This window comes from Treponema primitia ZAS-1 (assembly GCF_000297095.1).
GTDB lineage: Bacteria > Spirochaetota > Spirochaetia > Treponematales > Breznakiellaceae > Termitinema > Termitinema primitia_A.
On sequence record NZ_AEEA01000094.1, the window covers coordinates 1 to 18,940 of the forward strand.

Consider the following 18,940-nt stretch of genomic DNA (forward strand, 5'->3'; position numbering starts at 1 on the left):
CCCTTGATGTGGGAACCTATATCTGGCAGGTAGAAGCGGTGAGCCTCGCGGAGGACCGGTATATTGAACAGCGGGGGACGATAACTCCAAACCGGCTGACCATCGACATCCCCCTGCCGTCTAATCCCCGGCGGGCCGATATGGGAACCCTCTATGGGCAATAAGCCGATTTTTCTCGCACTTTTACTGTTGACTATCCTAATCAGGTTTATTGCCGCCCAGGAAAAGGGGGAGGATAAAACCTATTCGTACGTTGTTTTGGAAAACGGTGGAGCTAAAATTCTCCAGCGCCTGTTTTGGACGGCAGAACCCTATGTACGCCAATATGAAATAATCATTGAACAGAAAAACGCTGGCGAATCTTACACAGAAATGCTGCGTGAATTCACAAAGGAAACATTTATTGATGTATCCCTTGGGCCGGGAAATTACCGGTATACCCTGCAGGTTTACGATCTCCTAAACCGGCCCCAGGGTACGGCCGAATGGGAATACTTTGAAATCATGTTGGCCCTGAAGCCCGGAATACAGGATTTTAGTCCCGCAGCTTTTTATTTAGACGAAGATACCAGTTGGAATATTATCATTACCGGATTGAATTTAGTACAAGGCGCCGAGGTACTGCTGCGGCAGACGGACCGGCACAAAGATATTGTACCCCAAACAACCGTGATAGACAGCGCCGGGCGGACCGTTCGGATCGGCTTTGCCATGTCCAGCCTGGTGACGGGAAATTTTACCCTCGCTATTAAAAACCCCGGCGGCCTCGACACGGAAGCGGGGAATTTCCGGGTGGCCTTTCGCAAGCCCGTGGACTTCAATGTATCCGCAGGATACGGACCGGTAATACCCCTGTACGGTAATTTTTTCTCCTTTTTTGAGCAGGATGTTTTTCCCCTGGGAGCGCATACCAGGTTGAGCCTGGTACCCTTTAAGCGGGTGTGGGGATATTTAGGGGTGGAGCTTGATCCGTTCTGGAATTATATGGAGGCCAAAAACCCAAGCGAAGGGTATAGTGTGAGTTCCCAGGTAACGGGAGTTGATGTCAAATTGCTGTACCAAAAATGGCTGCCCAACCGGACCATGGCTTTTAATCTGCGCCTTGGGACGGGGGTAACATCAATTTCGGATTTTCACTTCAGTTACTCAGGCGGAAATTCCCAATCCTTCACGGGCATATATTTTTCCGCCGGCGCCGAAGCTTCTTTCCAGTGGCTTATCCGCAAGCCCTTTTTTGTCGAAGCCGGTTTAGGTTTTAACCATATCTTTGCGATTAACGACCAAATCCAGCCAGGCTTTATCCGGCCTCTGATCAGCGCCGGCTGGCAGTTTTAGTTAGTCCCCGTTTTTAAAGGCATATCGTTTTCTTCCCGTCTGTGTTATACTTAAATCATGAATTATCTTGAACTTCCGGTGTACAGACATAAGGACCTCATCCTTTCCGCCCTGGCGGACAATCAGGTGGTGGTGGTGGAAAGCCCCACGGGTTCCGGCAAAACTACCCAAATGCCGGTAATACTCCACGATGCGGGGTATTCCAAAAACGGTATCATAGGGGTAACCCAACCCCGGCGTATCGCCGCCGTTTCGGTGAGCGAGTTTATCGCCCGGCAGCTGGGGACCAGTATCCCCGGGCTGGTGGGCTACAAAATGCGTTTTGAGGATAAAACCAATCCGAATACGGCAATAAAAATTATGACCGACGGCATCCTGCTCCAGGAGATGAAGCTGGATCCCTGGCTTTCCAAATACGGCAGCCTGGTGGTGGACGAAGCCCACGAGCGGAGTCTCAATATCGACTTCATCCTGGGGCTCCTCAAACGGGTCCTGGAATCCCGCCGGGATTTCAAGGTGATAGTTTCCTCCGCCACCATCAACGCCCAGATTTTTTCCGAATACTTCGGCGAATGTCCGGTGGTAAAGATCGACGCCATAACCTACCCGGTAACCCTGATCTACGATCCCCCTGCCGCAGGCGCTTTTGACGCCCCTGCCCTACCCGGCTCAGCCGCTTTGAGCAGCCCCGCTTCGGCGGATCGCGGTAAAGATGACAGGAGCGGGCGGGATGCCGCCAGAGGCCGGGATAACCGGGGCGGACGCGGCGGCAGAGGCGGTCGTGATAGCAGCAGAGACGGCAGGGGTAGTAATGCTCCCGGCCAAGTTGGCGGCCAGGCCGGCAGAAGGCCCGGCATTGCCCAGAACTCCTCCGAGGATGTGCTGCTGGATAAAATAGTATCCATCACCGAACGTTTTATTGGTGATAAACGCGACGGGGATATTCTGATATTCCTTTCGGGCGAAAAAATGATAAAGGAATGTATGAACCGCCTTTCCCTGAGCCCATCGGGAAAGTACCTCTACATGGTCCCCCTCTACGGCCGGCTTGGCAAGGATGAACAGGAGCGGGTCTTTGAGAAGGCCCCCAGGGGAAAAACCAAGGTGGTAATCGCCACCAACATTGCTGAAACATCGGTTACCATAGACGGCGTTACCGCGGTGATCGATTCGGGGCTTTCCAAACTGAATTACTACAACCCCAAGACCTTCACCTCAAGCCTTATCGAAGGGCCGGTGTCCAAGGCTTCGGGGAACCAGCGGAAGGGCCGGGCGGGACGTACCCGGGAAGGAACCTGCTACCGGCTCTACGCGCGCAAGGACTTTGAAAACCGCAGTCTCTTTACCACCGAAGAAATCTACCGCACCGACCTTTCCGAGGTGGTGCTCCGCATGGCCGATCTGGGAATCTCCGCCTTTGAGGAATTCGACTTTATTTCCCCCCCCAACCGGGAAGGACTTATCGCCGCCATCGACACCCTGTACCTTCTGGACGCCCTGGAAAGCGACCGCAGCCTTTCTAAGGTGGGAAAGATGATGACCGAATTCCCCCTGGCGCCCCGGCAGTCCCGGATCATCGTGGAGGCCATACTCAGGTATCCCGATGTTACCCAGGAAACCATCATCGCCGCAGCATTCCTGTCTACCCAAAGCCCCTACGTACTCCCCCCGGGTGAAGAGACGGATGCCCGTAAGGCCCACCACAGTTTCCGGGACCCGGACGGGGACTTTGTTTCCTACCTCAAACTCTATCGTGCCTACACCACGGCCCCGGACCGGAGAAAATTCTGCGAGAAAAGCTACCTGGACGAAAAGGCCATGGCGGAAATAGTAAATGTAAGCTCCCAGCTGGAACTGATAGTATCGGACCTGGGGGTCCCCATCCTTTCCGGCGGCAGTACCGAGGACTACCTCTGTTCCGTAGCCCGGGGGATGATACAGTTTGTCTGCGTCCGGGACGGCCGGGAATTGTACCGCAGCCTTACTGCGGACCGTATCCTTATCCATCCCGGTTCGGTGATGTTCCGCCTCAACCCCCAGTACATTGTGGCGGGGGAAATAGTCAGAACCTCCCGCATGTACGCCATGTCGGTCTCCCCGCTTTCAAAAAACGCCCTGGAAAAGATCAGTGCGGAACTCTACGAAGCCCTGGGGGGAAAAAGCGCCGGGCCGGGGAACAAATCCGATTTCCCCCGGGAAAAACTCAAGGCCCGGGACTTTACCAACAATATCAAAATCGGCGCCGAGGTTTTTGAGATTGAAACTATTAAGGGTAAAAAAACGGCGCGCCTAAGCTGGGAACAGCTTTCCAAAGTCAAAGACGATATTGGTGAAGCATCGAAATACAAGGGCCTTCGGGGTGAAATCATCCTGGAGGGCAGGTATACCCTTCTGGGGGGCGAAAAACTCGCGCTGATCCTCTCCCTGGTCCCTTCCCTGGACATAGAGGGCGCCCTGACCCGAAAATGGCCCCGTAAAGCGCAGTTTAATTCCGCCGAAGGTCTTCCCGCCCTGTTGGAAGAGCTGCCCCTCATTCTTGCCCCGGCAATTTGGCGGCCGGGGAAAAAAGATCTGGGTTTTCTCTGCCTTCTTACCGATAATAAGGGGCACTACTGGTTTACCTGTTCCCGGGGATTCCACACCAGCCTCAACGAAAGCCTGGCCAGCGTGGAAACCCTAATTGACGAGTTAGGCGCCGAGGTGGATATCGAAATTAAACACCGGGTTAACCAGATTTTCAGACGGCTTTCGGACTACCTATAAGGATCGTTATGCAGGAAGCCCCCCCCTATCACCGGTTCAAAGATTTTCTCGCCCCCGGCGCGGACCGCTACAAAATACTGGGGGATCTCCTGGAGGAATTGGGCTTTGGGTATTCATCCATAGTTTTAGGCCGGAGCGAGCACCGGCTCCGGCACTTCTTTGTGCTCCCCCACCGGGGTCAGGGTTTTCTTCCCGGAGAATATCCAACGATAGTATTAGTGGCCCATTACGACCGGGTAGCAGGCAGCCCCGGAGCTAACGATAACAGCGCTGCGGTGTTCATGCTCCTGGAAGCGGCCCTCAGGATGCGGGATGATAAACTGCGGAACTGGCTGATCATCTTTACCGATAAGGAGGAGCTTGGCCCCGGTGAAGGCATACGGGATCAGGGCTCCTACGGTTTAGCCAAGGGCCTGCGGGAAACCGCCCTTAAGGATTGCCGGTACTACATCTTCGACGCCTGCGGATCCGGGGATACGCTGATCATCTCCACCATGGCGGATCATCTGATAAAAAACGAAAATGGCCCGGGGGCGGACCATACCCGGCGGGTCGTCAAAGCCCTGCGGGACGGCGCCCTAAAAACCGCCCGGAACCTCATGATGGACCGGGTACTGCTGGTCCCCACCCCCTTCTCGGACGACGCAGGTTTCCTGCGGGCGGGCCTGGCAGCCCAAACCATCACGGTACTCCCCTCCCGGGAAGCCGCCGGTTTAGCGTCCCTTTTACGGAATAAGCCGGAATTCATCAACGCCCTGATCAGCCGGGATGCGTTACTTGCAACAAAGTTCCCGGCGCCCGAAACCTGGCGCAGTCTCAACGGCCCCGCCGACACCCCCCACCGGCTCACCCCAAAAAACTATGGCCGGGTAGTTAAATTCGCCTGTGAACTCTGCCGAACCTAGATGGCATTTTCATCATATATTTTTATTTTTCATAATGAAATCTAAATGAAATATATACTATTTGTTTTTCTTCCGCTGCATATACAATTCTATGTTCTTCATCTATTCTTCGAGACCAATAACCTTGTAAATTTGCCTTTAATGGTTCTGGTTTTCCAATTCCGTTATATGGATTCCTATCTATATCTTTTATCAAGGAATTTATTCTTTTTAATTGTTTCTTATCATTTTCTATCCAATATTGATAATCCTTCCATGCCTCGTCAGTAAAATTTTTATTCATAGTCCTGCAATTCTCTTGATTTTATTTTACCGGCTTTATGTTGAGCAATTGATTTTTTCAAATGTTCTGCGTTTGTCGTATTGGATAACAAATAATTTGTCTCCAATAAACTATTATATTCATTCACCGAAAGTAAAACCACATTTTCGTTATTTTTGCGGGTAATTATCAATGGATCGTGATCTTGAAATACTTTATCCATATAAGTCTTTAAATTTTGCCGTAAATCGGTGTATGTAATTGCATCCATATTAAAACCTCTAAGTACAAGATATTGTACTTAGAGGTTTTTGTCAATAGATTTATGGGACTATCTTTTTTGTACCAAACCAGAGCACTAACTCTTTACCCACAGTGTTGTTATTTCCCCAACGTACATTCGGTGATAATCCTTGTCGGGGTAGATCGTATCGCGGAGATCCTTGTCCAGAAACTTTGCGGGATCAAAATCATGGTCGTAAAGTCTGCGGCAGCTGATAACATCAGTAGCTTCCTTAAAACCGATAGTACCGTCTTTGAAAACGATGGGGGTAAGCCCCGTCTCAGCCGCCTTGTCAATGTCCCGGCCGGACTTGGCCCCGGCGATTCCCAAGGCTTTTTTCCAGGATTTGTCAAAAAAAGCAACGGTGTACAGCGGATTGGCGTTAACAAATTCAAAGGTATAACGCTGGGGCCGGATAAAAATAAAAGACACGTCCTTTCCCCAGAGCACTCCCAGGCCACCCCAGGAGGCGGTCATGGTGTTCCAGTTACTCGTATCGATATTCACATTTCCGGCGGTGATAAGGGTCCATCCATCACCAATCCGCGCCGCCGGCGACCCGGAAAATTCCCGTATGTTTTTTTCTACCCAGGAGCCGTCCGCAGGAATAACAGCCTTCTGCTTCATTACTTAACTCCCAAGATTTCACTGTACGCGTCCAGAGCGGCGTCCCCGGAATTGCCCGAAAGGACCTTCTTGGTAAGTATCTTCCCGAGCTGAACCCCTTCCTGATCGAAACTGTTGAGGTTCCATACAAAACCTTGGAACATAACCTTGTTTTCAAAGTGGGCCAGGAGGGCGCCTAAGGCTTTCGGATCCAGCCGCTTCCCGTAGATAAGGCTTGAGGGACGGCCTCCAAGGAATTCCTTGTTACCATTACTGTCGGCCTTACCCTTGGCAAAGGCCACGATCTGGGCCGCCAGGTTTGCCTTGAGCTTGGTCTGGCTGACCGATCCGTCCACGCTTACGTCGTCATTCCGCTGGCTGTCGGTAAAACCCACAAACTGGAGGGGCACAATATCCGTACCCTGGTGGAGGAGCTGGAAAAAGGAGTGCTGGCCGTTGGTTCCGGGTTCGCCGAAGACCACGGGGCCCGTGGAATAGTGCACCGGGGAACCGTCCCGGTTGACCCGCTTGCCGTTGGATTCCATATCAAGCTGTTGAAGGTGGGCGGGGAAACGGGACAGGCCCTGACTATAGGGCAGAATCGCGGTGTAGGGATACCCCAGGAAGTTCCGCTCCCAAACACCGATAAGGGCATCCAGCAGGGCGGCGTTTTTTAAAATATTCGGCTCCAGGGCCAGGGTATCCGCCTCGTGGGCCCCGGCGAGCAGTTCCTTAAACACCCCAGGACCAAAGGCCAGGGAGAGGATCACCCCCCCTACCCCGGATGTGGCGGAATAACGGCCGCCGATAAAATCATCGATATAGAACGAATCCAGGTAGGCAGGGTTCCGCGCCAGGGGGCTGGTCTCGCTGGTTACCGCCACGATGTGCTTACTGGGATCGAGCCCCGCCTTTTGCAGCTTATCCTTAATAAAAAGCTCGTTGGACAGGGTTTCCTGGGTGGTTCCGCTCTTGGAAACCAGCACAAAAATTGTTTCATCCAGGGGCGCCAAAGAAGCGACCTGGGAAGCGTCGTCGGGATCCACATTGGAAATAAACCGCGCCTTGAGGAAGCTCTTCCCTTCTTTTGCGGCCCAGTTTTCCAGGGCAAGGTACAAAGCCCGGGGTCCTAAATCGGAACCCCCTATGCCAATCTGAACCACGGAGCTAAAGTTTTTTCCCGTGGCGCCCTTAATTTTGCCCGCCTGAACCAGTTCGGCAAAGGTAGAGAACCGTTCCAGTTCCTGGGCGTAAAATTTGCCCAGGTCCTTGCCATCGGCGATAACCGCCTTACCCGTAACGGCAAGACCGCCCTGCCCCCGGAGGAGATGGTGCAGCACCTTCCGGTTCTCCCCGGTATTGATGATCTCCCCGTCCAGGAGCGCCTTGTACTTGCCGATAAGATCCTGCTCATCCGCCAGGGCCTGGAGAGCATCCAGTTCGGCCTTCTCCACCCCCTTGGCTGCCCAGGAATAGCTAAGCCCGCCCCCCGCAGAAACCTTGCTTGTTTTAACCCGCTCCGCACTCAGCAGAGCATTAAAATCCTTCCCTTTGTTGGGCAGGGCCGATAATTTCTTAAACGCCTCAGTTTTGTCAAAATCAACATACTTCATTTTTCTCTCCTTTAGTCTTCCAGTTCGGGAATACTTTCCTTCATGCGGTTCATAAAATCTTCTCCGCTTATCCCCTCACGGAGGCAGACAAAAACCGTATTGTCACGGCCGGAAATGGTTCCCAGCACATCGTCCAGTCCCAGGTTATCCACCGCCAGGGCAACCGCATCGGAATGCCCCGAATAGGTTTTAATTACCACTATGTTACCGGACCATTCAATAGAAATATAGCCCCGCAGGAAGTCGTGCACATAGGTCCGCTCGGTTTCCTGCCGCTCGTCATCACCGGGCAGGGAATACACATAGCCGTTATGGCCATCGGATATTTTTCCAACCTTGAGGAGCTTTAAATCCCGGGACAGGGTCGCCTGGGTAACAATAAATCCTTCTTTTTGTAAATATCCCAGCAGGGTCTCCTGGGATTCAATTCGGTATGTTTTTATCAGTTTTCGGACCGTTTTTAACCGGGACAACCGCTCTTTCACTCATATCTCCAGCAAGAATAATTATACCTAATCCTTGCATAAACATACAATGACAAACCGGAATTTGCAAGCAATTTCGGAGAAAAACGGTGCGGGAATTACTAGATAGCCGCTCCCAGGGAGCCAACTTTACCCTGTTCCAGCGCCAGAAGGTAATCCCCCCACTTGCTCGCCCATTCCCGCAGTTCCGTTACCCCAAGAGGTTTCGGCGTTTTCGATTCCGTATGCGCCGCTATTTTGGCGGCCAGGGAACGGTACACTCCGGCTTGGGCCGAATCCGGCGCCGCTTCGATGGTGGTCTTACCCTGGAGCTCGCTTTGGGTAACCGTGATCGACCGGGGCACATATTCCACCACCTGGGTCTGGGTCTGTTCTACAAAGTCATCTATAATATCTTTAGAATAGGGTGTTCCCATGGAATTAGCAATAACCCCCCCCAGGAGGGCGCCGCCGGCATTGGAGTACTTCTGTATTCCCTTGAACAGGTTATTCGCCGCATAGATTGCCATAAAATCCGAAGACGAAACGGTGAACACATGCTCGGCAATTCCTTCCCGGATAGGGACTGCAAAGCCACCGCACACCACGTCCCCCAGGACATCGTAGATGACCACATCCAGGTCCAGATCCTCAAAAACCCGCTGCTGCTTGAAGAGTTCCACCGCGGTGATAATACCCCGGCCTGCACAGCCAACCCCTGGGGCAGGCCCGCCGGCTTCCACACAATAAATCCCGTTAAAGCCCTCAAAAATAACCTCATGGGCCTTTACCACCGATTTTTCCCGTAAAGTATCAAGGACCGTGGGGATATATTTCCCATCCCTGAGGGTATTGGTGGAATCGCTCTTTGGGTCGCAGCCGAACTGCATAACCTTCAACCCCATGACAGAAAGGGCGGCGCTTAAATTAGAGGTTGTGGTAGACTTCCCTATTCCACCCTTTCCATAGATTGCTATCTGCTTGATTTTCTTTGCCAAAACAAAATTCCCCCTTTTCCATAAAATTTTACACATAACCAAAATATGTATTAATCATATATATTTAGTAGGCATTGTCAATACCCCGATTTACTTCAACAGCAATTTCGAATTCGTATCAAGAACTTAAATAGCGTACCGATACATAAAGGAAAGGGATACATGGATAATCCAAGCGCTGCTATCGGCAGCCCAAATGACGGAAAGGTAAACATCCGATTCTCAGAGGATGATATTGAAGCCTGGGCCGATTTTATACCCCCTAGAGGCAATGGCCTCCCGATAAGTAACGATTACATCCTCAAGCTGCTTGCGAAGTTCAATATTACATACGGACTCCACTGGGATACCCTCAAGGAGACCGCCCTCCAGTGCAATCTCGAGCAGAAACCCATAACGAATATACTCATCGCCATGGGAAACCCGCCGGTAAAGGAAGTTACCGAATATTTTAAAAAAAACCCCCATTTAACCGAGCAAAAAAAGCCGCTTCCCGACAAGAGCAGGAACGATCAGATCGATTACCGTACCCATTCCCCCTTTATTATTGTAAACAAGGATCAGGTCTTGGCGGTGAAGATGCCCCGCATACAAGGACGGGAAGGGAAAAACGTCCACGGTGTGGTAATGCCCTTTGGGATGAACTATCTCGAAGGGGTTACCGGGGGCGCCAATACCAGGGTTACGGAAAAATACATTCTTTCAGAGATCAACGGACAGCTGGTAGAGGCGGATAAGGTCCTAAGCGTCCAGAAAGACCTGGTGATCAAGGGTTCCGTGGGTTATTCCACGGGGAATATTATTTTTCCCGGGGATGTGCTTATAAACGGCGCCGTTTCCGATGGATTTAAGATATATTCCGGAGGATCGGTCACCATAAAGCAGACCTTTGATGTAACCGAGGTTATCACCAAGGGGGATCTGAACGTAGCCGGCGGCATCGTAGGCCGGGGCCGCGCCTTTCTGAAGGTCGGAGGCTTCCTCCGGACGAAATTTATCCAAAACTGCAATGCGGCCTGCAGAAAAATAATAAGCGTCGATACGGAGATCTCCAATTCCAGTGTCTTTACCATGGAAACCCTGGATATGGGGGAAAAGGGAAAGATACTGGGGGGCGAAGTGTACGCTATCCACGGGATCAAAGCCGGGGGAATCGGGAAAGACGCGGGAAGGGCCACCCACATCCACTGCGGGGTTGATTTTACCCTCCAGAAGGACAAGGAAAAGCATAATAATACCCTGAGGATACTGGCGGAAAAGCTGGCAAAACTCCGGGAGTTCATGGCAACCCCAAACCCGGACACGGAAAAACAGGCCAAAGTGGAAGAAGCCCTGCACCTGCTTGAGGAAGAGCAGAAAAAAACCACCGCAGAGATAGGGGATCTCATGGGGCGTATCAACACCGATGTGAACGCCACGGTGGAAGTAATCGGGGAAATCGCCCCGGGAACCCTCATCGAAATTTGTGAAATTGCCCTCTTTGTGGCGGAACCCTTGAAGCACGTCAGGATCAGGCTGGATAAGCCCGGGGGAAAGGTAATCAGCGAACCCCTCTGATGTATTGGAAAAAATTCAATTTGTTGTTATCCTGATGCTTGGGGGTACTATGTACAGTGTTGGAATAGCCTATCTGCTCTGGCTTGTTTCCGGTTTCGGCGCCCTGGGCTTCCACCGTTTTTATCTGGGGAAGGTTCCCACGGGTTTCCTCTGGATGTGTACCGGCGGGCTCGGTATGGTAGGCTCGATCTACGATTTTTTTACCCTCCCCGGTCAGGTGCGGGAGGCAAATATCCGCAACGCCCTTTTTAGGAGCAGTTCCGGCAGGCCGGTAAACAACGGACCAACCTGGCGCAACGTTAGTGACGGCGAAGCCCGGATAGTCCGGGACAAAGATCCTAAGGAGACGGTGGAGCGGACCATCCTGCGGATAGCAAAACAAAACAAGGGTATCCTTACTGCCAGCGAGCTTGCCCTGGAGGCGAACATCCCCATGGATCAAGCGAAGAGGGTTCTGGACACCCTGGTAAGCAAGGGCTTTGCTGAGCTGCGTGTCCGCAGGACGGGGACACTTGTTTATACTATCCCGGAGATGATGGATGACGATTCGCCGTTAGAAGATTTTTAGTTATTTTCCTTCGGGAAACTCCGTTGCAAGTTGCGCGGGAAACTCCGTTGCAAGTTGCGCGGACTTCAAAAACTGCTTCATCAAATCCTTGCTCTCCCCATCAATGAACATGGCCATAATCGTCCGTAAAAGCGGATATTTACGTACCACCTTACTGGAAGCAAAATAACGAACATAGAATCGATCTTCCCCGTCTCCGGACCGGGGAATCCTTTTTAAATGCCACTGTCCATAAACATCCTTTACATTGCCGTCATCGGAGACATGGCTAAAATTAAGGATAAATTCGTCAGCGGTATTGAGCAATTCGTTTACCACTACCCGGTATTTGGTGATAAAGGAAATACCGAGAAACTCCGCCCCCACTACCATATCGAGATAAACAGTATCGTTTTTACGGATCACCACGGTGCTTTGATTTCTCTTGAATATCCGGGGGTAGTTATCAAAATCCAGAATCGCCATTCGCAGATTTTCCATGGGAACATCCGTAACGATGTGAACATCGATATACATTTCTACCCACCGGATCTTATCGTCTCCCCTTTCCTGGGATACTTCGGTTTTAATGATACCGGGCTTGTTGAATATGTTTTTTAATATCTCCGGGCCGGGCAGTTCAATATCCGTTCCCTGAGCGTATACACGGGAAAGGCCGAAAATGAACAGGATCAAAAGTAACTTTTTTGTTTTCATCTACTCCCTCAGTATAACCTCAGTCCTGCCGAACCCCCCAAGCTCCGGGCGGGAGAAATAGTAATCCCCCACCGCAGGCTGCTTTTTAAGGAAATCGTGGACACCCCGCTGCAATATACCATCCCCCTTACCGTGGACCACCGAAAATTCGTGGAGCCCCCCCAACACCGCTGCGTCCAGCTGCCGTTCCAGGGCGGACAGGGCTTCCTCCAAACGCATACCCAGAAGGGATAGCTCTAACTTGGCCTGGGGCGTCTCGGCATAATCAACCGGGGCTATGGAGGGCTTCTTCGGCTCGGCGGAGGGGGGAAGCGGGATAAGGTCGGCTTCGTTAAAAGTCATTTTTAGGGAGCCTATCTCCACTATCCAGGCCCCCTTCTTCGCAGACCGGAGCACGGTTCCCCGGCGGCGCTGTTCCCCGGCTAATACATCAGTTCCCGGCATAATAGTAATACTGTCGGCCGGGCTTATCCGGAGAGGGAGCTCAAGGTTCAGGCCCGGCGAGATGTTCCGGGCTTTTCGGGCTTTCCGTCCGCCGGCAGTACCGCCTGAGGTATCATTCCCGTAGAGGGTCTCAAGGCGGCGGCGTTCATCGGTAATGGCCGTCTCTTCCGCTTCAAGGGCGGCGTCTTCGGCGTTCACCGTCTCCTCCAGGGTGCGGAGGAAGTCCTTCACCTTGAGTGTTTTTTCCCGGGATAGCTCACCCTCCTTCACTTCCCGAACCAGGTTTTCCAGGGTCTTCCGGCTTTCATGTAAAAGCTCCCGGAATTTTCCCATGCCCCCGGACTTCATTTCCAGTTCCTTTTGCCGCAGCCGGAGTTCCTTCAAATCCGCCGCCCGGCGCGCCTCCCGGAGCCGGGTTTCCTCCTGCCGTCGCCCTTCGTCGGCGGCGGCCAGTTCGCGGTGCTTTTCCTTGAGCCCCGAAATAAGGGCGGAAACATCCGCACGCTCCTCCGCCAGGTAACTCCGGGCGCCTTCAACCATGGGCGCAGGCAGGCCGTTCCGGGCGGCAATGTCCACCGCCCGGCTTTCACCGGGAACGCCCATGACGATGCGGTAGGTGGGGGACAGGGTCCGGCTGTCGAAGTCCACCGATGCGTTCTCCACCGCTTCCCGGGTGTAGCCGTAGTTTTTCAAAATACCGTGATGGGTAGTGGCCAGGAGCCGGACCTTCTTTTCGATAAGGTAATCCAGGATAGCCATGGCGATGGCGCTCCCCTCCTCGGGGTCGGTGCCGGAGCCAAGTTCATCCAGCAGTACCAGTGAGCGCTCGCCGACGGATCCGCTTATGGCGGCGATATTGGTCATGTGGGCGGAGAAGGTGGACAGGGACTGGCTCAGGGACTGCTCATCCCCGATATCGGCGTATACGCCGTCAAAGATCGGCAGGGCGGTTCCTTCAGCGGCGGGCAGGGCGAGGCCGCACTGGTTCATCAGCACGAAGAGGCCCACGGTTTTTAACGTTACTGTTTTGCCTCCGGTATTCGGCCCGGTGATAATTACGGTGCGGATACTTCCGTCCATGGCGAAGTCTATGGGTACCGCAGCGGAACCCAGCAGGGGATGCCGGGCCTGGCACAGGGCCAACACACCGGCAGTCTCGCCGGCCCCCGCTCCGCCATCCCCGTCAATGGCGAATACCCCCCGGGTTTCCTTGGCGTACCGGGCCCTGGCGCGTATGGTTTCCAGTTCCAGTATGCCCGGGTAAAACAGATCCAGGGCGTCACGGCTCGCAGCAATTTTGGCGGTCATCTCCCGGAGGACCCGGCGTATCTCCGCATCCAGACGGCGCTGTTCAATGAGAAGTTCGTTGTTCTTTTCCACCACATCCTCGGGCTCCACAAAGACGGTCTGGCCGGTGGCGGAAACCTCGTGCACTATACCCCGTATACGTCCCCGGTAATTTGCCTTTACCGCCAGAACCATACGGCCGTCCCGTTGGGAGGGCAGGCCGGATTGAAGCATACGCCGGGTTTCCTCATTCCCCGTATACCGGGAACCCGCGTTTTCCAGGTCCCGGGTAAGGGAATTGATACGCCGTTTAATATCCCGAAACTCCGGTAAATCCCGGAGCTTCCCGTCTCTATCCAATACCCGAAACACCTCAAGTGAAATGGCGGAACAATCGGGAATAGCCATTATTAGATCCGGTAAGGAAATTGTATGATTATTTATACTGAATAAAGTAGATTCGCTGGATTTATTCACATCAGGCGTATTGTTTTGGCTTTGCTTTGTATTATATTTCATACTACCTAAAGTGTTTCCGGGCTTTTTTTTGTCTTCCGCGTGGGAAACTTCGCTGCAAGCAGCGCCTTCCCCTCCCCCATTTATCAGCCAGCGCTTTAGGCCCTCGCCCCGCTCGACAAAGAGCCCCAGGGCATAGGCTTCTTCCAGCTCAATAGCGGCGCCCTCTACCTTAAGCTTAGGGAGAATGACGCCTATGCTGGGAATAGAGCCCCGGGGTTCCCCATCACCGGAATTGAGACGATCCAGCGCAGCCTGCACCTGGGCCTTGAGACCCGCCGCTTCCAGGGGATCCGTCAGAGGATGGGTTTCGCAAATCAGGGCGGCGGCTTCCTCGCTCAACGAACAAGCGGCGACCCGGGAAAGGACGGAGGAAAATTCTAATAGTTGAAGAACCTTTTCATTCATCCGAGGGCTCCAACAATTCATCCCGGATGCGGAGAAAACTTTCGTAGCGGTCTTCGTGGATCACCCCGGCGGCAACGGCTTCCATGATCTTGCAGCCCGGCTCGGTTACGTGGGAACAGGAATGGCCGTAGGTACACTTCCCGGACAGGGGGGCGAATTCCCGCATGTAGCTGACCAGTTCGTCTCCGGCAATGCCATGGGGCACAAAGCGGCGTATCCCCGGGGTATCGATAATATACGTACCACAGGAAGCTTCGCCGGAAGTACCGGCGCCGCCCAATCCGGGGATTTCCTCCAGGAAGGCCATGGTGGTGGTATGGTTTCCCCGGTCGTACTTTTCGTTGATGGCCCCTACTCTGATATTCCGTCCCGGGACAAGGGCGTTGATCAGACTGGACTTCCCCACACCGCTTTGCCCCAGGAGCGCAGAAATGCGGCCCCCCACCAGCTTACGGAAATGATCCATCCCCTCGCCGGTTTTTGCGGACACCCGCAGGACCTTGTACCCAATGCGGCTGAAATCTTCGAGCCGCTCCTCCACATCGAGATCATCCTCCGAAAGGTCGTATTTGTTGCAAACAATAACGGTAGTAATATTGGCGATTTCCCCCTGAACCAAAGCCCGATCCAGAAAACGGGGCCGGAAGGGAGGCGAGGCCGGGGTGGTAACGCAGAGGATCAGGTCCACATTAGCCGCCAGAAGCTGGGGCGACTGTCCCTTCTGGTTAAACCGGGTAAGAAGATTCCGCCGTTCCTCAAGGCCCAGGATGAGCCCCGTTCCGTCGGCGGCGGCATCGGGCTCAAAACGTACCCGATCCCCCGGGGCCAGGGGATTGTAGAACCCCTCAACCCCCTTGAGAACCTTCCCCTTAATCCTGCACTCAACACAGGTGTCATCCTCTTCGGATTTTACCGTAAAGATATTCCGGGATCCCCGGATAACCAATCCTATCATGAGCAGTAATCCTGTTCGGTACGGAGTGTAAGTCCAAATGCCCGTGCCCGCTCCTGCCATACCGGTTCCGGGGCGCCCTTTCCGGTTACAAGGAGTATATTTTCCCGGCCCCCGGATCCCGCGCGAAGATCCCCCTGATCCAGCAGGGCCTCCACCCGGTGGGAGACCCCATCCAGAGAATCGTGGATACTCAAGTCCCCGGCGGCGGCCTTAAACGCATCCCGGAGGAAGAGAAAATGGGTACAGCCCAGAACGATAGCATCCGCCCCGGCGCTGCGGAATTGGTCAATGTAGGGAAGTACCGCCGCAACCCGCTCCTCCTCATCCGATACGGCATACCGGTGTTCCACAAATTCCACCAGATCCGGTGCGGCGATAGCGGTAAGCGCACAGTCCGCCCCAAATTCGGCGGCCAGTTCCGCAATATAGGGATCCCCGATGGTCCTGCTGGTCCCCAGTACGCCGATATGCCGTTTTTTGCTGGCCAGAACCGCAAGCTTCACCGCCGGCACGGTTCCAACCAGGGGCAGATCGGGAAAGCTCTCCCGCAGGTCCTGCAGCGCAGATACCGAAGCGGTATTACAGGCCAGGACCCCAAGCTTGGGATCATAGCGCTCCCGCAGCCAGGTCAAAAGTTCGGTCAGACGCTGGAGCAACTCGGGGCGTCCTTTGGAACCGTAGGGAAAGTATTCCCGGTCCGCAAGATACACCAGCGCCTCTTTCGGGTTAGCCTTGTGGAAATGGTCACAATAGGGAAGCCCCCCAATGCCGGAATCCAAAAAAAATATTGGTTGATTATCCATGGTTATTAATTACTAAAAAGACTATCAAAGGCCGATTTGGCGGAAACTACCTTCTGCCGGGCCCCATTTTCGCCCGCCGTCTCCGAACGAAACCGGACATTAAGGGAAAACCAATCGCAAAAATTCCCCCGCTCCTTATCCTGGGGAGGCTCGGCATTAGGCTCCGAACAATCCCCCCGGGCCCCCGCCAGGTAAAACCGGCAATGCCGACAAACCCGCAGATCCTTCCCACACTCAGCGCAGCGTAAAGACCGCCCAATAGGGTCTGCATCCACAATAGGGGAACCGCAATACCAACACATACCTTAATCATAGTCCCGGGAGACGAAACTGGCAACCCGGTGTTCTATCCCTAGGGTAATTTTGACAAACTGCCCCGGGCAGATCGAAAAAACGCCGGTGGGGGAGGTGAATCCCCACTGCGGGATGCCTGTAGAGTCTGCTTCCGGAGCCCCTGCGGGTCTCCTACAGCAGGGAATTCCAGAATATCCCGCAGCGTGGATTCACCTCCCCCACCGGCGCCTGTGCGATTGGACTGTGTTTGAGCGTATTTCCCGGGAGCCGGAGGTACCTAACTAAGCTTGGCGCATCACCGGTACCGGAGACGCCCAGGAAGAGGCCCGGCATTTTAATTCGGATCAGCTTCTTCCGGAACATGTGATTATCGCCCTGCCCTATATGATGCCTGGCATTATCAGTGCTGGAACCTGTTTGATTATAAAGATTTCATTTCTCCGTCAATTATTGCTAATAAATCGACTTCTATTCCCTGCATATCACTTTTATATTTCCCAGGATCTATTTTTTGTAATGCTATTGATATAATTGTTAGAATTCCCAGCTTCATATATATAAGGCAACCATTCTGTTCATCAACAAAAGGACAAGTAAATACGGTAAATCCAAATTATGAGTATGGTATCCTCCCCAAAAGGTGACTGTCACCATTTCGATAGCAAAAAAAGCCCGGAGTTATCCGGGCTTTTTAGTCAATTTGTTTTACGCAGAAAAAGTGTTTGCTACGCTACCTGTAGTGTCCTCTTGAAAAGGGACACTACGAAATTCTGGTGCCTGTCACCCCCCGCAGCTTGTCAAGGCTAAACTGGTGTCAGTCACCATTTCTGCCTCCACTCAGGGGGACACAACACGGAAACCAATAATGTAGTACGTTTCGCCGGGCGCGAAGTTGTTCCGCGCCGCAACCGTGCAATGCGACGCACCGTCGTACCAGCTCCCGCCCCGTATAACCCGGCGCGCGCCCGAGCCAGGTCCTGTAGGATTATTGAATTCACCGGTATCAATTTCACCAGACCGGTCCCAGCACCATTCATATACATTCCCGCTCATGTCATGTAGCTCAAGGCTGTTTGCAGCCTTGCCCCCTACCGCATGGGTAACGTTGCTGGAATTACCGGAATGCCATGCCACATTTCCCACATCATTACTCCCCGCATAGGTATACGTAAAAGGTGTGCTGGCGCTCGGTGTCCCGCCACGCGCCGCGTATTCCCATTCCGCCTCCGTTGGCAGCCGGTACCCGCTCTTTGCCCGGTCCATCACCGCTCCATTATAGGCCGTCCAATCACTGGAATCCCTAATAATATTGCCGCTATACCGGTACACCGCTTCCTTACCCGTCATCTCGCTGTAGGCATTGCACCATACTATGGCGTCCGACCAGCTAATGCCCGTTACCGGTTCATACTTGTCCACGGTAGGCTCCGCCCCGATGGTTCCGTCATACCCTTCCTTGCCTGCATGGGCAAAGGTATATTCATTGCTGAGGGCCCACTGGCGCACCTTATACCACAGTTCATAAGTCGTTTCATACTTGGCTATCTTAAAGGTACTGAGTGTTACCTTGCGACCGGCAATGAATACACCTGTATCGGAACCGGATTTATAGGCATCACTGCCGGTTATGGTTCCTCCTGCTGCGCTTGCCATATCAAGCTTCTCAATCTTAAAATAAACAAACACTGTTTTTGAAGCGGCGCTTATGTTATACCCCGCCTTTGCCGCCTTTACCGTGATACTCCCATCGGCGCTAATGCCGCTTACCTCTAGTTCATAAATCCCGGTTCCTGTCTTGTTCAGGGCGCCTTTGACCGCCCCGGCGCTTATCGTAATGTCATCTGCCGTTAGCCCTACAATGTCCTTGTCAAAAGTCAGGGTCAGTATCGTAGTTGTCTCACTAATGGAACCATTGGCGGTAAGGCCGCTAAAGGCAGCCGATGCGGGCCCCACCGGGCCTTTGGCGTTCCGCACGTTCCCGTCATAGCCTTCGCGGCTCACTTCCACGGCAATATACTTTCCCACATCGCCTGTGGTCAGGGTATAGGCGCTGCCGCTCGCCCCGTCAATCACCGTACCCGCAGCCTCCGCTGTACCGCCCCGCTTCCAGACGTAGCTCAGGCCGCCGCTTCCCGGTTCCAGGTCAGGGGTCGCCGTCAGGGTTTTGCCATAAACCGCCTCCC

General features: G+C 53.4%; 18 protein-coding genes. 5 read left to right on the forward strand and 13 right to left on the reverse strand.

Annotated features, from left to right (window positions below; genetic code table 11):
- The first annotated feature begins 153 nt into the window (after positions 1–153).
- From TPRIMZ1_RS0113790 to TPRIMZ1_RS0113800, 3 genes are read left to right on the forward strand one after another with little or no spacing between them, the layout of a single operon-like run.
- On the forward strand, positions 154–1,335 hold the full coding sequence (locus TPRIMZ1_RS0113790) for a hypothetical protein (RefSeq protein WP_010261143.1): 1,182 nt from the start codon (positions 154–156) through the stop codon (positions 1,333–1,335).
- A 57-nt stretch (positions 1,336–1,392) separates the two neighbouring features.
- The gene (locus tag TPRIMZ1_RS0113795) at positions 1,393–4,098 is read left to right on the forward strand and encodes a helicase-related protein (RefSeq protein WP_010261145.1); all 2,706 of its coding nucleotides are present in this window, start codon (positions 1,393–1,395) and stop codon (positions 4,096–4,098) included.
- Positions 4,099–4,106: 8 nt separating this feature from the next.
- Positions 4,107–5,003: a M28 family peptidase gene (locus tag TPRIMZ1_RS0113800; RefSeq protein WP_010261147.1), complete on the forward strand. Its 897-nt coding sequence runs from the start codon at positions 4,107–4,109 to the stop codon at positions 5,001–5,003.
- A 22-nt stretch (positions 5,004–5,025) separates the two neighbouring features.
- Here the strand turns inward: TPRIMZ1_RS0113800 and TPRIMZ1_RS0113805 are convergent, their stop codons facing one another.
- The 6 genes from TPRIMZ1_RS0113805 to nifH form a co-directional block, all read right to left on the reverse strand.
- Complete coding sequence (locus tag TPRIMZ1_RS0113805; protein WP_010261149.1) at positions 5,026–5,286, reverse strand: Txe/YoeB family addiction module toxin; 261 nt, start codon at positions 5,284–5,286, stop codon at positions 5,026–5,028.
- Positions 5,279–5,536 carry a type II toxin-antitoxin system Phd/YefM family antitoxin gene (locus tag TPRIMZ1_RS0113810; RefSeq protein WP_010261150.1) on the reverse strand — a complete coding sequence of 86 codons (258 nt, stop codon included), beginning with the start codon at positions 5,534–5,536 and terminating at the stop codon, positions 5,279–5,281. Before TPRIMZ1_RS0113810 ends, TPRIMZ1_RS0113805 begins: the two co-directional genes overlap by 8 nt.
- A gap of 87 nt (positions 5,537–5,623) precedes the next feature.
- On the reverse strand, positions 5,624–6,175 hold the full coding sequence (locus TPRIMZ1_RS0113815; RefSeq protein ID WP_010261151.1) for a flavin reductase: 552 nt from the start codon (positions 6,173–6,175) through the stop codon (positions 5,624–5,626).
- Complete coding sequence (locus TPRIMZ1_RS0113820; RefSeq protein WP_010261153.1) at positions 6,175–7,767, reverse strand: glucose-6-phosphate isomerase; 1,593 nt, start codon at positions 7,765–7,767, stop codon at positions 6,175–6,177. The genes TPRIMZ1_RS0113815 and TPRIMZ1_RS0113820 overlap by 1 nt, the downstream gene beginning before the upstream one ends.
- A gap of 11 nt (positions 7,768–7,778) precedes the next feature.
- Entirely contained in the window at positions 7,779–8,252 is a 474-nt protein-coding gene (locus TPRIMZ1_RS0113825; RefSeq protein ID WP_010261157.1) for an arginine repressor, read from the reverse strand.
- A 101-nt stretch (positions 8,253–8,353) separates the two neighbouring features.
- Complete coding sequence (gene nifH, locus TPRIMZ1_RS0113830) at positions 8,354–9,229, reverse strand: nitrogenase iron protein (protein WP_010261159.1); 876 nt, start codon at positions 9,227–9,229, stop codon at positions 8,354–8,356.
- 162 nt (positions 9,230–9,391) lie between these two features.
- On the opposite strand from nifH, the gene TPRIMZ1_RS0113835 reads away from it, so the two are divergent.
- Together TPRIMZ1_RS0113835 and TPRIMZ1_RS0113840 are read left to right on the forward strand one after the other, a co-directional pair.
- Complete coding sequence (locus tag TPRIMZ1_RS0113835) at positions 9,392–10,786, forward strand: DUF342 domain-containing protein (RefSeq protein ID WP_010261161.1); 1,395 nt, start codon at positions 9,392–9,394, stop codon at positions 10,784–10,786.
- Positions 10,787–10,835: 49 nt separating this feature from the next.
- Positions 10,836–11,354, forward strand: a complete 519-nt coding sequence (locus TPRIMZ1_RS0113840; protein ID WP_026043722.1) for an NINE protein — start codon at positions 10,836–10,838, stop codon at positions 11,352–11,354.
- Here the strand turns inward: TPRIMZ1_RS0113840 and TPRIMZ1_RS0113845 are convergent, their stop codons facing one another.
- The 7 genes from TPRIMZ1_RS0113845 to TPRIMZ1_RS19855 form a co-directional block, all read right to left on the reverse strand.
- On the reverse strand, positions 11,355–12,050 hold the full coding sequence (locus tag TPRIMZ1_RS0113845) for a hypothetical protein (protein WP_010261167.1): 696 nt from the start codon (positions 12,048–12,050) through the stop codon (positions 11,355–11,357).
- Complete coding sequence (locus tag TPRIMZ1_RS0113850; RefSeq protein WP_010261170.1) at positions 12,051–14,705, reverse strand: endonuclease MutS2; 2,655 nt, start codon at positions 14,703–14,705, stop codon at positions 12,051–12,053. It abuts the gene before it with no gap.
- Positions 14,698–15,660 (reverse strand): ribosome small subunit-dependent GTPase A, encoded by a 963-nt coding sequence (rsgA, locus tag TPRIMZ1_RS0113855; RefSeq protein WP_010261171.1) that lies wholly within the window; start codon positions 15,658–15,660, stop codon positions 14,698–14,700. Before rsgA ends, TPRIMZ1_RS0113850 begins: the two co-directional genes overlap by 8 nt.
- Positions 15,657–16,463 (reverse strand): glutamate racemase, encoded by an 807-nt coding sequence (gene murI, locus TPRIMZ1_RS19125; protein ID WP_010261173.1) that lies wholly within the window; start codon positions 16,461–16,463, stop codon positions 15,657–15,659. The genes rsgA and murI overlap by 4 nt, the downstream gene beginning before the upstream one ends.
- Before the next feature lie 5 nt (positions 16,464–16,468).
- Positions 16,469–16,765 (reverse strand): hypothetical protein, encoded by a 297-nt coding sequence (locus TPRIMZ1_RS0113865; protein WP_010261174.1) that lies wholly within the window; start codon positions 16,763–16,765, stop codon positions 16,469–16,471.
- 413 nt (positions 16,766–17,178) lie between these two features.
- Positions 17,179–17,310 carry a hypothetical protein gene (locus tag TPRIMZ1_RS21020; RefSeq protein WP_269775819.1) on the reverse strand — a complete coding sequence of 44 codons (132 nt, stop codon included), beginning with the start codon at positions 17,308–17,310 and terminating at the stop codon, positions 17,179–17,181.
- Positions 17,311–17,594: 284 nt separating this feature from the next.
- On the reverse strand, positions 17,595–18,940 hold a 1,346-nt coding region (locus tag TPRIMZ1_RS19855; RefSeq protein WP_010261176.1), incomplete at its 5' end, for a formylglycine-generating enzyme family protein.